The sequence below is a fragment of the Aeromicrobium sp. REDSEA-S32_B7 genome (genome assembly GCF_001626145.1).
GTDB lineage: Bacteria > Actinomycetota > Actinomycetes > Propionibacteriales > Nocardioidaceae > Aeromicrobium > Aeromicrobium erythreum.
The window spans coordinates 1-13,249 of the sequence record NZ_LUNF01000135.1 but is presented as its reverse complement, the minus strand read 5'-3'; the positions used below and the strand labels follow the sequence as shown (position 1 = coordinate 13,249).

Below are 13,249 nucleotides of genomic sequence, written 5' to 3'. Positions count from 1 at the left end.
CGTCGACGCCGGTCGTGGCGCGGACGTCGCCACCCGGGCCGACGACCTTCGCATGGCTCACGAAGCGCAGCGACCCGAACGTGCCGACCTGGTTCGACGCCACCCAGACCACCTGGTTCTCGAGCGCCCGGGCCGTGTCGAAGAGGTTGAACCGCTGGGTCCACCGGTCCTCGGCGATGTCGCCCGCCGAGGAGGTGCGCGACGCGGGCCAGGCCGAGATGCACACGACGACCTCCGCACCGTCGAGGGCGAGCGCGCGACCGGCCTCGGGGGACGCCTTGTCGTAGCAGATGAGGGCGCCGAGCCGGCCGGCCGGCGTGTCGACGGCGGCGAAGGTGTCGCCGGCCTCGTAGAAGGACCCCTCCCCCAGCGGCTGGTGCACCTTGCGGTGCACGTGGAGCACGCCGTCGCCGGTCACGACGGCAGCGCTGTTGTAGCGGGCGGCGCCGTCGGACTCGCAGAACCCGACCACGAGCGTCAGGTCGCGGGCGATCGCGGCCACGCGCCGCAGCTCGGGGCCGTCGACGTCCATGACGGGCGGCAGCGAGTCGGGCTGCTCGTCGTGGCTGCCGTCGCGACCGCGTCCCAGCACGGAGAGGTAGCCGCCGAGGCAGGCCTCCGGCAGCGCGAGGAGGCCACCGCCACCGGGCGGTCGCACCTCGTCGGCGAGGGTCGCGATGCGGGCGAGGTTCTGCTCGACGTCGCGGCCGAAGTTCTCCGACACCGCGGCGAGTCGTGTCGTGGTCATGCTGCTGCTCCCATCCCGGTGACCGGGCCGCGGACGGCCTCGGTCACGACTCCGTCGGGCCAGCGCAGCCCGACCCCGGCGCCCTCGAGCGTCTCGCCGCACACGCGCGACGTGACGTGACGGGGCAGCTCCACCGGCTGCGCCCCGGCGCAGTCGGTCGTGACCATGGCGAAGCCGGGGAAGCACGTGAACCAGTCGCCCACCGTGGCTCCGGCGGGTGTCGGCACCTGGTCGACGTCGAGCACGACGCGGACCCCGCTCGCCTCGGCGAGCATGCCGGTGGTGCCGACCAGGCCGCTCATGCTGACGTCCTTGGCGGCGGCGGGCCGCAGGTCGGCGACGACGCGCCCGAGGGCGCGCAGCTCCCCGGGCGAGCGGTGCGACGAGGAGTCCCACTGCGACCCGGTGTAGCCCGGTCGCCACCCGCCGCCGAGGTCGGCGGTCAGCCGGACCTCCTCGCCCGGCCGGGCACCGCCGCCGGGCACGGGCCGGTCGGTGCGGCCGAGGGCGGTGACGCTGAGCGCCGGGGCGACGCCCAGCTGCGTGTGACCGCCGAGCACCGGGACGCCCCACGCCTCCGACGCGGCGCGCAGACCGGCCAGGACCCGTCGGGCGAACGACGCGTCGCGGGCCCCGACGGCGTCGAGCAGGCCCACGGGCGTCGCGCCCATGGCCGCGAGGTCGTTGAGGTTGACCAGCGCCGCGCACCAGCCGGCCCACTCGGGGTCGCGCTCGACCATCGTGGGCAGGATCGCGTCGCAGGCCGCCACCAGGTCGGACCCCGGCACGGGGGCGCCGTCGTCGCCCCAGAAGCCGGGTGCGGGCGCACCTCCCTCGGGTGCGCCCAGGCCGGCGAGGAGGCTGCCGAGCGGCGACTTCGTGGCCTCGGCCAGCCGCTGGACCCGCGCGATGGGCCACGAGAGCATCACGTGCGGACGGCCCTGGAGCTCGACGTCGCCCGTGGTGGTCCAGCCGAGCCGGGTGAACAGGGGGTGGTGCTGGGTCTGCACGACCGCGTCGAAGCGCAGCGCGCCGAGCGACTCCGCCCAGGCGCAGGCGGCGCGGACCAGCGCCGAGCCGACACCGGTCGCGCCCCGCACGTCGGGCCGGACGGCCAGCCGGCTGCCGCGCCACCAGCCGAGGTCGCGCTCCTCGGTGGAGGCGTGCGGGGCCGGGTGCAGCCGCACCCCGCCGAGCACCTCGCCGGCGATCGAGCGGGCCACCAGCACGACGATGCGCGGGTCGTCGTCGGCGCGGTCGTGGTCGGTCGTCGAGAACAGACCCTGCTCCCGTACGAACACGTCGCGCCGGAGCCGCCGGTAGGCCTCGCGCTGCGTGGCGTCGGCCTGCACGACGATGTAGTCCGCAGGCGCGGTCGACGCGGGACGCCTGCCGGTGAGGATACCGTGGTCGATCTCGAAGGTCATGTCATGCTCCTTCGCAGCTGAGCGCCGAGCAGGCACCGCAGGCGGCGCAGCCCGCCGCCTGGTCCGACCCCGCCATGCCGGCGACGCGCAGCGCCGTCGCGACCTGGCGGGTCACGCGCCCGACGTCGGCGGTGGCGGGCGCGGCGACGTGGTCGACGTCGGTCGCGAGCGTCCCCTCGAGCGGACGGAACGGGACGACGAACGGGTACACGCCCATGTCGATGAGCTCGCGGGCCCCGGCGACCAGCTCGTCGGGGTCCTCGCCGAGCCCGACGAGCAGGTACGTCGAGACCTGGTTGTGGCCGAAGACGCGCACCGCCTCGCGCCAGGCGGCGCGGTACTCGTCGAGGGACACCGTGGACTTGCCGGGCATCCAGCGCCGACGGACGTCGTCGTCGAGCGACTCCACGTGGATGCCGATGGACCGCGCGCCCGCCTCGTGCAGCTCGGCGATCGAGGCGAGGTCGCCCGGCGGCTCGATCTGCACCTGGATCGGGAGGTCGGGCAGCACCTCGTGCACGGCGCGCACGCACCGTGCGAGGTGGGTGGCGCCGCGGTCGCGTCCCCGGGAGGTGCCGGTGGTCATGACCATCTGGGTCACGCCGTCGAGCTCGACCGCCGCCCGCGCGACCTCGGCCACCTGCTGCGGCGTCTTGACCGCGATGGTCGAGCCCTGCTCCAGCGACTGCTCGATGGCGCAGAACCGGCACCGCTCCGACTCGTCGTAGCGGGCGCAGGTCTGCACGACCGTCGTGGCCAGCACGTTCGCGGCGTGCAGGCGGGCGATCTTCTCGTAGCTCACCCCGTCGACGGTCTGGAGGTCGTAGAAACGGGGCCGGCCGACCGCCTCCACGCCGAGGCCGGTGTCGGCCCCGTCGAGCAGGAGGCGGCCGCCGGACACCGAGTACGGGCTCCGCGGGTTGAGGGGGATGGCCGCACCGACCCCGTCGAGCAGCACGTGGCCGTCGGCGCTCGGTCCCGCGCCGTTCGGCCGCGTGAGCGGCGCGTCGAGCAGCCGGATGCCCTGGATGGCGACGTCGACGCGCGTCGACGTGCGCGAGCCCTGCTCAGGGCCCGGCAGGGGTGCCGGGCTCTGGGCGGCGAGATCGGGGAGGGCGGTCATGGCCGTGCCCTCAGAGGTTGTAGGTCGAGTTGATGATGGCGCCCTTGCGCGCGTAGTGGATCAGCGCGTCCTGGACGTCGAGCGGGTGCGCCGGGATGACGCCCTCGATGAGGTCCTCCTCGCGCAGACCGTGCAGGGCGAGACCGAAGCGACAGCAGAACACGGTGCCGCCCTCGGCGATGAACGTCTCGAGCGAGGCGTTCATGTTCAGCTCGCCCGGGAACCCGGCGTCGCCCGTCGTCGGGAAGCCGCGGGTGGCCATGCACGCGAGGGTGCCGGGGCCGTAGAAGTACATCGCGGAGTCGAAGCCCTTCCGCAGGGCGCGGGTGGCCTGCAGGATCGCGACGAAGCTGACGCTCGACTCGTGCGGGATGCCGTGGACGAGCGTGAAGTAGCTCTCGCCGTCCTCCGCCTGGTAGTCGGGGAAGATCTTGGTCGAGCCGTAGAGGTTGGTGCCCTTCGCCTGCGACGGGTGCGGGATCTCCGCGAGCGAGGCGGCGATGTTCTGGGCGATCTGGTCGTCGATGTCGGTCATGGCCTTCTCCTGGTGCGGTGTGGGATGGGGTAGTGCGGTGTGGGGTCGTGCGGGTCGTGCACTGGCCGGCGAGCCGCGGCCAGGGATCAGGGGGTCAGGTGCCGTAGAGCGCCTCGAAGTTGCGCCGGAAGAACAGGTCGGCGAGCTCGCCGTCGCCGGCTGCTGCGGCGAGGCGGGCGTGCTCGCCCGCGAAGTCGCCCCACGGGGCGTCGGTGGCGAAGAGGATCCGGTCGTGCCCGACGCCGCGGCGCTCGATCTCCTGCACGAGCCAGGCGGGAGCGAAGCCGATGGTCCAGCTGGTGTCGGTATAGACCTTCTTGCCGGCCTCGATCCAGTCGAAGAGCCGGCCGCCGATGAGCTTCATGTGTCCGCTCATCCCGCCCCCGAGGTGGACGAGGTGGATCTTGGTATCGTCGCCGTAGCGGTCGACGAGCGTGCCGACCTGGTCGACGTCGGAGGCCGCGCCGGGCGAGGTGTGCACGTGGACGACGAGGTCGTGCTCGGCGGCCGTGGTGAAGATGCGGTCGATCTCCTCGGCGCAGTCGGGGTCGGTGGGACTGCCGCCGAGCAGGAAGCTGGTCTTGAGGGCCTTGACGCCCTGCTCGCCGACGAGGGCCAGCGCGGCGGTGTTGCGCTCGGCGTCGGACGCCTTCGGCGAGACCCACAGTCCGCAGCTCACCCGGTCGTCGCGCTGCGCGGCCTCGAGCGCGAGCGGGTTCAGGTCGAAGGCGGCGTCCGGCACGGGCACGCCGTAGTTCGGCAGCACCAGCGTCCGCTCGGTCCCCTCGTCATCAAGGGTCTGCAGGAAGTCGCGCACCGTCGCCTTGGCCGTGACGTCGGCCCGGATCGGCGGGCCGCCGTAGAACGGGAACGCAGGCAGCTCGCCGATGTGGCGGTGCGCGTCGAGCGGTGCGGGAGGCATGCCTCCATTCAGCGCTCGAGATGTTTCGGACTGGTCACCGTCGGACTACGTCGTCGGAAGGACTGCGCGACTCGACTGTTTCGCGGCGGCGATCGCGAAACATGGCCGACGCGCGCGAGGCTGGCACGTCAGCGGGCTTCCCTCGCGCGTCCACGCCGTCGGCGCGGTCGCACCGGGGCGATCACGGGCGAGGAGACGACGACTACCTCACGGTCGGGCGGGCTCGTCCCCCGCCACCGAGGCAACGATGAGGCCGGTCACCGCCGTCGTGACGATCAGCAGCCAGAGGGCTGCGATCAGCGCCATCCCGCCGCCGATGTCCGTCTCACCGCCCAGCTCCAGGAGAGCGACGGCTGCCAGGCACAGCAGGCCGACCACGACCTGGACGGCCGTCACGTAGCGCTTGCTCCGCTGCTGCAGAGCCGAGAGCTGAGTTGCTGCGACCAGAAGTCCTGGGACGACGACCGTTGCCACGGGGATCGCTCGGAACACCAAGGAGGGCGTGGTGTCCGGCGACGCGAAGGTCGCGCAGACAGCACCGGCGAGCAGGGCAGCGGCGAGCGCCGCCACGGCGCCTGCGCGGATGCGGGTCGTCATCGGCCGTTCCAGCTCTTCGTGGTGCGTGACACCGCTCAAGAGTAGGAGCCGTCCTCGAGGGCCAGGGTCGCATTCCGGGGGACGACCCGCTCGATCGCCAGGTCGCGACGGGCGCACGGTCACCGGGGACTCAGGCTCCGGCAGTCGCCTCGTCCTGGTCGACGTCGGGCCGCTGGCGGTCGAACGCCCCGCGGATGGGGGCGGTGTCGTAGACGATCGTGAGCCGCTCGATCCGTCCCGCGTCGTCGAGCTCGGCGACGTCGACCACCGAGAACGGGGCCGGCTCGCCCGAGGCGAGCGTCCAGTCGAAGTCGAACCAGAAGCTCACCAGCTCGCCACCGTCGCGCGTCCCGCGCATCGTCGCCTTGAGGGTCAGGCGCGACTCCGCCGTGTCGGCGAACAGGACCGGGTAGAACTCGCGGGCCGGGTGCGTGCCGTACAGCGGCGACACGACCGTGGCATCCGGTGCGAACAGGGCGAGCACGGCGTCGAGGTCGGCAGCCTCCAGGGCCGCGAGGTAGCGCTCGACGAGGAGGTCTGGGTCGGCCACGCGCCCATCGAACCACGCCCCACCCTCAGGGCTGCAGCGAGAGCACCGACACCGCGGTCGCGAGCAGCAGGTCCCACGCCGAGCCGAGGTCGCGGCCCGTGGTCTCGCGCACCCGTCGCAACCGGTAGCGCATCGACTGCGGGTGCAGACCGAGCGCGTCCGCCGCCGCCACGGCCGACCCGTGCTCGAGGAACTCCCGCAGACCGGCCAGGAGGTGCGCCTGGTCGGGCTCCAGCAGTGGGCGCAGGGCCGCCTCGGCCAGGGTCCGAGGGTCCACCGGCGGCTGCCCGTGCAGCAGCGCCACCAGCAGCGCGTCGGCCTCGACCATCGCAGGTGTGCTGTTCATGTCGAGCGGTGCGTGACGCACCGCCACCTCGGCGAGCCGGAACGTCGCGGGAAGGTCGGTGAGGGCGACGTCGTCGATCCGGCAGGTGCGCCGACCGCGGGACCGCACGTCGACGCCGAGGTCGAGCGGTCGCTCGTGCAGGACGACGCCGACACCCTGACGCGTCGTCGAGAGCACCAGCCCGTCGGTGTCCGCCGACGCCAGCAGCTGGGCGACGTCACCCGCGGTCACGTCGCTCCCCGCGGCACCGACCACCGTCATCGTCAGCCGGGCCGGGAGCGTGAGGTCGAGCAGGCGGGTGCGGTCCGCGAGCGCCGCCGCCGAGGTCTGGCGACCGGCGAGCAGGTCCTGCGTCAGTGCGCGCACCACCTCGTCGCGGTCGGTCGCGAGGCGCTCCGTCGCGGCCGCGTACCCCGCCGACAGTGCTTCGGACAGGGCGTCGAGCGACTCCAGCAGCACGACGTTCATGGCCAGCACGTCCTCGACGTCGAGCTCCGCCACACCGCTGTCGCGCACGAGCCCGCTCGCCTCGACCGCGGCGACCCGGTAGGCGCGCAGCACCGCCGACAGCGGCCGCCCGTCGGTCCCGCGGGCCACGCCGATGCCGTGGAACTGGCGGAGGTCAGCGTCGCCGAGCCGACCGTCCTCCACCCAGAGCTCGAGCAGACGCTGCACGCCCCAGAGGCTGATCGCCTCGGTCTCGCGCCGCTGGGCCTCGCCGAGCGACGCGTACGCGGGGATCTCGCGCTGCAGGGCGTCGGCGATGCGCGGCGCGAGGCGTCCACCGTCGGCGAGCACCCGCGCCTGCACGGCCCGTCGCTGCACCGACCCCATCGGTCCTCCTGTCACTTGCACGCGACGTCGTTGCTCACCAGATGATGAAGACCATGGTCCCTCGCGCCCTGCGAATGCATCCTAGGTGACAGCGACCCCGCACCCGGCTCGCACACGAAGGAGCACGCATGGACGCCGACGTCATCGTCATCGGAGCCGGCCTGGCCGGTCTCGTCGCCGCGGCGGAGGCCGCCGACCGTGGTCGCAGCGTGCTGCTGCTCGACCAGGAGGGCGAGCAGAACCTCGGCGGGCAGGCGTTCTGGAGCCTCGGTGGCCTGTTCCTCGTCGACTCCCCCGAGCAGCGGCGCATGGGCGTCAAGGACTCCCGCGAGCTCGCCGAGCAGGACTGGATGGGCAGCGCCCAGTTCGACCGCGCCGAGGACGCGTGGCCGCGGCGCTGGGCGGAGGCCTACCTCGACTTCGCCGCCGGCGAGAAGCGGTCGTGGCTGCACAGCATGGGCCTACGACTGTTCCCGGTCGTCGGCTGGGCGGAGCGTGGCGACGGGCGGGCCGAGGGCCACGGCAACTCCGTGCCCCGCTTCCACCTGACGTGGGGCACCGGCCCCGGCGTCGTCGCACCGTTCGAGCGACGCGTCCGCGAGCACGTGGCGACCGGACGCATCCGGTTCGCCTTCCGCCACCAGGTCGACGGCCTGGTCGTCGAGGACGGCGTGGTGGTCGGCGCGCACGGTTCGCTGCTCGAGCCCACGGGCGTCGACCGCGGCGTCGCGTCGAGCCGCACCGTGGTCGGCGACTTCGAGCTGCGCGCGCAGGCCGTGGTCGTCACGTCGGGCGGCATCGGCGGCAACCACGACCTCGTCCGCAAGGTCTGGCCCGAGCGGCTCGGCACTCCCCCGGCCACGATGGTCGCCGGGGTGCCGGCGCACGTGGACGGCCGCATGCTCACCATCACCCAGGACGCAGGCGCCTCGGTCATCAACCCCGACCGGCTCTGGGCCTACGTCGAGGGGCTGCGGAACTGGAACCCGATCTGGGCCAACCACGGCATCCGCATCCTGCCCGGCCCGTCGTCGCTGTGGCTCGACGCCACCGGCAGCCGCCTCCCTGCGCCCTACTTCCCCGGCTTCGACACCCTCGGCACCCTCAAGCACCTGCGCGGCACCGGCCACGACTACTCCTGGTTCGTGCTCACTCAGAAGGTCATCGAGAAGGAGTTCGCGCTCTCGGGCTCGGAGCAGAACCCCGACCTCACCGGCAAGGACGTCAAGCTGCTGCTCTCGCGCGTCCGTCCGGGTGCACCGGGACCGATCGAGAAGTTCAAGACGCACGGCGAGGACTTCGTCGTCGCCGACACGCTCGAGGAGCTCGTCACCGGCATGAACCGTGTGGGCGACGACGACGTGACGGTCGACGTCGACGCGCTGCGTCGGCTCGTGGAGGCCCGCGACCGCGAGATCGACAACGACTTCACGAAGGACGCGCAGATCACCGCCATGCGCGGCGCGCGACGCTACCGCGGCGACAGGCTGGTCCGCGTCGCCACCCCGCACCGCTTCCTCGACCCGAAGAACGGCCCCCTCATCGCCGTCCGCCTGAACATCCTCACCCGCAAGACCCTCGGCGGCCTGGAGACCGACCTGTCCGGCCGCTGCCTCACCAGCGACGGCACGCCCCTGCCCGGCCTCTACGCAGCCGGAGAGGTCAGCGGCTTCGGCGGCGGCGGGATGATGGGCTACAACGCCCTCGAGGGCACCTTCCTCGGTGGCTGCCTGTTCTCCGGCCGCGTCGCCGGTCGGGCCGCAGCGGAGCAGGTGGGCTGAGGTCCGGCGTTGGGCTTCAGGCCCCGGACGCCTTGAGCTCGGCCAGCGCTCGACGCAGCCGCGGGACGGGGCGGCGGAGCCCGACCGCCGCCACCGTGTCGGTGCCGAAGGCGAGCAGCCGACCGCCGTCCGCGGACTCCTCGAGAACCCGGGGCGTGCCTGAGCAGGGCAGTCGGCCGACCACCTTCACCGACGTCCCGGCGACCTCGGTCCAGGCGTAGTCGTCGAGGACCGGTGCGTCGACCTCGTGGCCGAGCATCGACGCCGCCGCCACGCGCCCCTGGGTGACCGCGTTGGCCCAGAGCGGTCGGCGCACGGACGCGCCGTCGACCACCGGCGCGGCGACGTCGCCCGCCGCCCACACATCGTCCCGACGGGTGCGGCACGACGCGTCCACCGGCACGCCCTGCGGGCCGGCGACACCGCTGCCCTCGAGCCAGGCGGTCTCGGGCACGTCGCCGGCGCAGGTCACGACGACGTCGGCCTCGAGCACGCTGCCGTCGTCCAGCTCCACGCCGCGCACCGGGCTGCCGTGCAGGCGCACCGCGGAGCGCCGGAGGGTGATGCCGTGGTCGGTCGCGCGTCCCACCAGCACGGTCGCGAGGTGGTCGCCGAGCAGCCGCACGAGGGGCGGCTCCGGGTCGATGACGGTCACCGTCGCCGCGGTCCGCCGTGCGGCCGTGGCCACCTCCAGCCCGAGGAACCCTGCCCCGACCACCACGACCGAGGCCGCCGTCGCGAGCCGCTCGCGCAGCAGCCGCGCGTCGGCGACCGTCCGCAGCACCAGCTCGCCGTCCTGACCCGCCGTAGCGAGCCGTCGTGCTCGGCCGCCCGTGGCCACGAGCAACGCGTCGTAGCCGTGCTCGGCGCCGTCGACGTCGGTCACCACGCGGGCGTCGACGTCGAGCGAGGCCGCCGCCGACGGCACGCGGACGACGTCGAGCGACCCGAGGTCCATGAGCACCGACGCCTCGTGCGCCGCGTCGGCCAGGACGGCCTTCGACAACGGCGGACGATGGGTGCCGTCGAGCGGGTCGAGCAGGGTGAGCCGACCGTCGAAGCCCCGGCGGCGCAGCTTGCGCAGCGCGGTGGACCCCGCCGTCGACCCGCCGACGACCAGCACCCGACGCGGCGGACGGGTGCTCACGCGCGCCGCAGGGCGGCCACCGGGCAGGAGTCGACGGCGCGCCCCGCCGCCTCCTCCAGCGCAGCGGGCACGTCCTGGTCCTCGAGGTGGTGGACGAGCTCGCCGTCGTCGTCGAGGTCGAAGACCTCGGGCGCCTGGTCGACGCAGAGCCCGTGGCCCTCGCAGCGGTCGTAGTCGGCGATGACCCTCATCGTGCGGCCTCCTGGACGGGGACCAGCCGCAGGGGCAGCCGGTCGAGCGAGTGGATGATGTTGTTGCGGCCCCAGGTCGCGGGACCCGTGAGCTCGAGCCGGTCGACGCGCTCCAGCAGCGAGCGCAGGATCGCCTGCGTCTCCAGGCGGGCGAGGCCCTGGCCCGCGCAGCCGTGCACGCCCTGGCCGAACCCGAGCTGCTGGCTGGCGTCGCGGGTGACGTCGACGTCGTCGGGCCGGTCCCAGACGCGCTCGTCGCGGTTCGCGGAGGCGTAGAGCACCACCACGCGCGATCCGCGACGCAGTGGTGTGCCGGCGACCTCGGTGTCGGCGGCGACCCAGCGCGAGAACGCGCGCAGCGGCGACTCCACGCGCACGACCTCGTTGACCGCGTTCGGGACGAGGGACGGGTCGGCGCGCAGCGCCTGCCACTGGTCGGGGTGCGTGGCGAGCAGCCAGAGCGCGCTCGCGATCGCGCTGATCGTGGTGTCGAGCGACGGTGCCAGGTAGTCGATCATCAGCGCTGGGCACTCCTCCCGACGCACCTCGCCGGACTCGACCTTCGCGAGCAGGTCGGCGCCCATCGACCCCGGCAGCACGTCGCCGCGACGCACGACGGAGCGGGCGAACCGCATCATGCGCAGGGTCCGCGGTGCGGCGCGGAGCGTCCGCGCGTTCGCCGGGCCCAGGCAGTCGAAGGTCGCCCCCGCCCAGGGCAGGAGGTGCTCCCGACCCTCGCGCCGACACCGTCGACCTCGCCGCGCGACACGGCGGCCTCGACGACGGCGTCCGCGCGCCGGTCGACCTCCTCACGCATCGACCGCAGCGCCTTCGGGGTCAGCCGGCTCGCGAGCAGACGGCGCCGGCGCTCGTGGTCCGCGTCGTCGCTGTTGAGGGTCGTGCCGCGGCTCAGCCGGTTGGCCACCGGGTTCAGCGCCACGCCCCGCTCCGAGCGGAACCGGTCGTCGGCGAGCAGCACCTCCTTGCAGGGCGCGTGGTGCACGACGGCGTGCGCACGCTGCCGGGGCAGCCACACGACCGGGCCGAGCTCGCGCATGCGCCGGTAGTGCGGGTAGGGGTCGAGGATCGCCCCGGTGGCGTAGACGTCGGGACGGTAGGTGGGTGCGGTCGGGCTCATGCGGGGACCTCGGTCCGGGCGGGCAGCAGGAGGGACGTCGCGGTCGCGACCAGCGCGGGCAGGTCGGGCCCGGACGCCATGACGGTGCGGTCGGGTCGCACCAGGGCGGCCGCGCAGTCCGCCTCGGCGAGCCAGGTGGCGAGGCCGTCGAGGGTCCCGGCCGTGGCGGGGCCGACCTCGACGACGGCCACGTCGCGCGACGCGAGCTCCTCCACGGCCGACGGCGACGGCGGCACCGACGTCACGAGGGCCCACCGGTGCCCGACCAGACGGTCGAGGGTCGCGCCGCCGCCGGTGACGTTCGGGCACAGCGTCCCCGCCAGCCGGTCGCCGCGCGACCTCAGCACGAGGGAGGAGCGCACCAGCGCGGGCGTGGCGCTGTCGACCGCACCGGCGTAGAGCCGCGCCGACCGGGCGACGAGCGGGAGCACGGCTCCGCGGGCGTGGTCGCCCAGGCGGCCCCCGGAGCTCATCAGCACGCCGACCCGGCGGGCCAGCAGGATCATGGCCCGGGCGTGCGCGGAGCGCTCGAGCTCGTAGGTGTCGAGCACGTCGAACGGCAGCGTGCCGTCGAGCACGCCCGCGACCTTCCAGACGAGGTTGTCGACGTCGCGGATGCCCGCGCCCATGCCCTGGCCGACGAACGGTGGCGTCAGGTGCGCCGCGTCGCCCAGCACGAACACACGGCCCCACCTCCACCGCTCCGCGACCGCGGCGCGGAAGGTGTAGCCCGTCGAGCGGACGAGCTGCAGGTCGGCCGCGTCGACGTCGCCGAGCCAGGGGCGCAGCAGCGGGAGCACCGCGGGCAGCGACGCGAGGTCGTCGGCGGTCTCGTCGTCGAGCAGCTGCAGCTCCCAGCGGTACCGCCGCGCCCCGACGCGCATGAAGGTCGCGGCGCGGGTGCTGTCGCAGACCTGGTGCACCCCGTCCCAGTGGCCGAGGTCGACGTCGGTGTCGACGTCGACCACGAGCCAGCGCTGCTCGAAGCCGAGGTCGACCATCCTGCCGCCGAGCTCCCGCCGCACGACGCTGTTGGCGCCGTCGCAGCCCAGCAGGAACGACGCCTCGAGACGTTCCTGCGGCCCGTCGTCGTCGAGCGGGCGGTGCAGCACCACCACATGGTCGGCCGACTCCTGCTCGACACCGACCACCTCGCGGCCCGTGAGCAACGTGACCTCCGGAGTCGAGCGCAGCCGCTCGCGGAGCACGGCGTCGAGCACCGGCTGGTCGAACATGTTCGCCCGCGGGTAGCCCGTCACCGGCGACGCGCCCGAGCGGTCGAACGACGCCAGCACCCGCAGGTCGGCGTCGACGAGGCGCAGGCCGGCGCACGGGCGGGTCAGCCGGGCCAGGTCGTCCTCGAGCCCGAGCCGCACGAGCACCCGGTAGACCTCGTCGTCCAGGTGCACGGCGCGCGGCTGCGGGTACACCTCGGGCCAGCGCTCGACCACCACCGTGCGCACGCCGCGCGCCGCGAGGGCCAGGGCGGCGGCGCTGCCGGTGGGGCCGGCACCCACGACGACGACGGGCAGCGTCGGGCTCACGGTGCGACGCCCAGCGCCAGAAGCGCCACGAGCAGCGCCGCCACCACGAGCGCCGGCGCCACGGCCGCGATGCCGTCCCCGACGCGCAGGTGCGACACGACCGCGCCGGCCATGAGGACGAGCAGCGCCACGAGCGCGGTCGTCGCGAGCGGACCCGACGCGGCGCGGCCCACCCACAGGCCTGCCACGCCAAGCAGCTCCAAGGCGCCCACCGCACGGAACGCCGCGACAGGGTAGCCCAGGTGCTGCGCGCGCTCGACCCCGATGACCGCGCTCTCGTGCACCTCGGGGTGGGCGTCGAGGGTCTTCTCGACCTCCAGCGGGTACACGTTCTCCCCGCCGGAGACGATCATGTCGTCGTCGCGG

General features: G+C 74.1%; 15 protein-coding genes. 1 reads left to right on the top strand and 14 read right to left on the bottom strand.

The window, feature by feature from the left end:
- The 8 genes from A6Q79_RS09785 to A6Q79_RS09750 form a co-directional block, all read right to left on the bottom strand.
- Positions 1-748 (bottom strand): carbon-nitrogen hydrolase family protein (locus A6Q79_RS09785; protein ID WP_317698020.1); only part of this gene is annotated, 748 nt, incomplete at its 3' end.
- Positions 745-2,175, bottom strand: a complete 1,431-nt coding sequence (locus tag A6Q79_RS09780) for an MSMEG_0567/sll0787 family protein (RefSeq protein WP_286690494.1) — start codon at positions 2,173-2,175, stop codon at positions 745-747. The genes A6Q79_RS09780 and A6Q79_RS09785, both read right to left, overlap by 4 nt.
- A gap of 1 nt (position 2,176) precedes the next feature.
- Positions 2,177-3,298 carry an MSMEG_0568 family radical SAM protein gene (locus A6Q79_RS09775; RefSeq protein WP_286690495.1) on the bottom strand — a complete coding sequence of 374 codons (1,122 nt, stop codon included), beginning with the start codon at positions 3,296-3,298 and terminating at the stop codon, positions 2,177-2,179.
- Between the two features lie 10 nt (positions 3,299-3,308).
- Positions 3,309-3,833, bottom strand: a complete 525-nt coding sequence (locus A6Q79_RS09770; protein WP_253026680.1) for an MSMEG_0572/Sll0783 family nitrogen starvation response protein — start codon at positions 3,831-3,833, stop codon at positions 3,309-3,311.
- Between the two features lie 94 nt (positions 3,834-3,927).
- Complete coding sequence (locus A6Q79_RS09765) at positions 3,928-4,755, bottom strand: amidohydrolase family protein (RefSeq protein WP_286690496.1); 828 nt, start codon at positions 4,753-4,755, stop codon at positions 3,928-3,930.
- Positions 4,756-4,962: 207 nt separating this feature from the next.
- The gene (locus A6Q79_RS09760) at positions 4,963-5,325 is read right to left on the bottom strand and encodes a hypothetical protein (protein ID WP_317698015.1); all 363 of its coding nucleotides are present in this window, start codon (positions 5,323-5,325) and stop codon (positions 4,963-4,965) included.
- 157 nt (positions 5,326-5,482) lie between these two features.
- A complete protein-coding gene (locus A6Q79_RS09755) occupies positions 5,483-5,902 on the bottom strand; it encodes a nuclear transport factor 2 family protein (protein ID WP_286690498.1) in 420 nt (139 codons plus the stop codon).
- Between the two features lie 25 nt (positions 5,903-5,927).
- Positions 5,928-7,082 carry a CdaR family transcriptional regulator gene (locus tag A6Q79_RS09750; RefSeq protein WP_286690499.1) on the bottom strand — a complete coding sequence of 385 codons (1,155 nt, stop codon included), beginning with the start codon at positions 7,080-7,082 and terminating at the stop codon, positions 5,928-5,930.
- A 128-nt stretch (positions 7,083-7,210) separates the two neighbouring features.
- On the opposite strand from A6Q79_RS09750, the gene A6Q79_RS09745 reads away from it, so the two are divergent.
- On the top strand, positions 7,211-8,863 hold the full coding sequence (locus tag A6Q79_RS09745; protein WP_286690500.1) for an FAD-binding dehydrogenase: 1,653 nt from the start codon (positions 7,211-7,213) through the stop codon (positions 8,861-8,863).
- 16 nt (positions 8,864-8,879) lie between these two features.
- On the opposite strand, the gene A6Q79_RS09740 is transcribed toward A6Q79_RS09745, so the two are convergent.
- The 6 genes from A6Q79_RS09740 to A6Q79_RS09715 all read right to left on the bottom strand — a co-directional run.
- On the bottom strand, positions 8,880-10,010 hold the full coding sequence (locus A6Q79_RS09740; RefSeq protein ID WP_286690501.1) for an NAD(P)/FAD-dependent oxidoreductase: 1,131 nt from the start codon (positions 10,008-10,010) through the stop codon (positions 8,880-8,882).
- Positions 10,007-10,201 carry a ferredoxin gene (locus A6Q79_RS09735; RefSeq protein WP_286690502.1) on the bottom strand — a complete coding sequence of 65 codons (195 nt, stop codon included), beginning with the start codon at positions 10,199-10,201 and terminating at the stop codon, positions 10,007-10,009. The genes A6Q79_RS09740 and A6Q79_RS09735 overlap by 4 nt, the downstream gene beginning before the upstream one ends.
- Entirely contained in the window at positions 10,198-10,839 is a 642-nt protein-coding gene (locus A6Q79_RS09730; RefSeq protein ID WP_317698011.1) for a cytochrome P450, read from the bottom strand. Before A6Q79_RS09730 ends, A6Q79_RS09735 begins: the two co-directional genes overlap by 4 nt.
- Positions 10,836-11,339 carry a hypothetical protein gene (locus A6Q79_RS09725; protein ID WP_317698009.1) on the bottom strand — a complete coding sequence of 168 codons (504 nt, stop codon included), beginning with the start codon at positions 11,337-11,339 and terminating at the stop codon, positions 10,836-10,838. Before A6Q79_RS09725 ends, A6Q79_RS09730 begins: the two co-directional genes overlap by 4 nt.
- Positions 11,336-12,883: a bifunctional 3-(3-hydroxy-phenyl)propionate/3-hydroxycinnamic acid hydroxylase gene (locus A6Q79_RS09720; RefSeq protein WP_286690504.1), complete on the bottom strand. Its 1,548-nt coding sequence runs from the start codon at positions 12,881-12,883 to the stop codon at positions 11,336-11,338. The genes A6Q79_RS09725 and A6Q79_RS09720 overlap by 4 nt, the downstream gene beginning before the upstream one ends.
- Positions 12,880-13,249, bottom strand: a 370-nt coding sequence (locus tag A6Q79_RS09715) for a DoxX family protein (protein ID WP_317698005.1), incomplete at its 5' end; no start/stop codon positions are given. The genes A6Q79_RS09720 and A6Q79_RS09715, both read right to left, overlap by 4 nt.

Excerpts from the sequence above, each read along its gene's own strand:
- A6Q79_RS09775 (WP_286690495.1), bottom strand. The coding sequence starts at position 3,298 with ATGACCGCCCTCCCCGATCTCGCCGCCCAGAGCCCGGCACCCCTGCCG.
- A6Q79_RS09735 (WP_286690502.1), bottom strand. The coding sequence starts at position 10,201 with ATGAGGGTCATCGCCGACTACGACCGCTGCGAGGGCCACGGGCTCTGC.
- A6Q79_RS09770 (WP_253026680.1), bottom strand. The coding sequence starts at position 3,833 with ATGACCGACATCGACGACCAGATCGCCCAGAACATCGCCGCCTCGCTC.
- A6Q79_RS09750 (WP_286690499.1), bottom strand. The coding sequence starts at position 7,082 with ATGGGGTCGGTGCAGCGACGGGCCGTGCAGGCGCGGGTGCTCGCCGAC.
- A6Q79_RS09745 (WP_286690500.1), top strand. The coding sequence starts at position 7,211 with ATGGACGCCGACGTCATCGTCATCGGAGCCGGCCTGGCCGGTCTCGTC.
- A6Q79_RS09725 (WP_317698009.1), bottom strand. The coding sequence starts at position 11,339 with ATGAGCCCGACCGCACCCACCTACCGTCCCGACGTCTACGCCACCGGG.
- A6Q79_RS09780 (WP_286690494.1), bottom strand. The coding sequence starts at position 2,175 with ATGACCTTCGAGATCGACCACGGTATCCTCACCGGCAGGCGTCCCGCG.
- A6Q79_RS09765 (WP_286690496.1), bottom strand. The coding sequence starts at position 4,755 with ATGCCTCCCGCACCGCTCGACGCGCACCGCCACATCGGCGAGCTGCCT.
- A6Q79_RS09730 (WP_317698011.1), bottom strand. The coding sequence starts at position 10,839 with ATGATGCGGTTCGCCCGCTCCGTCGTGCGTCGCGGCGACGTGCTGCCG.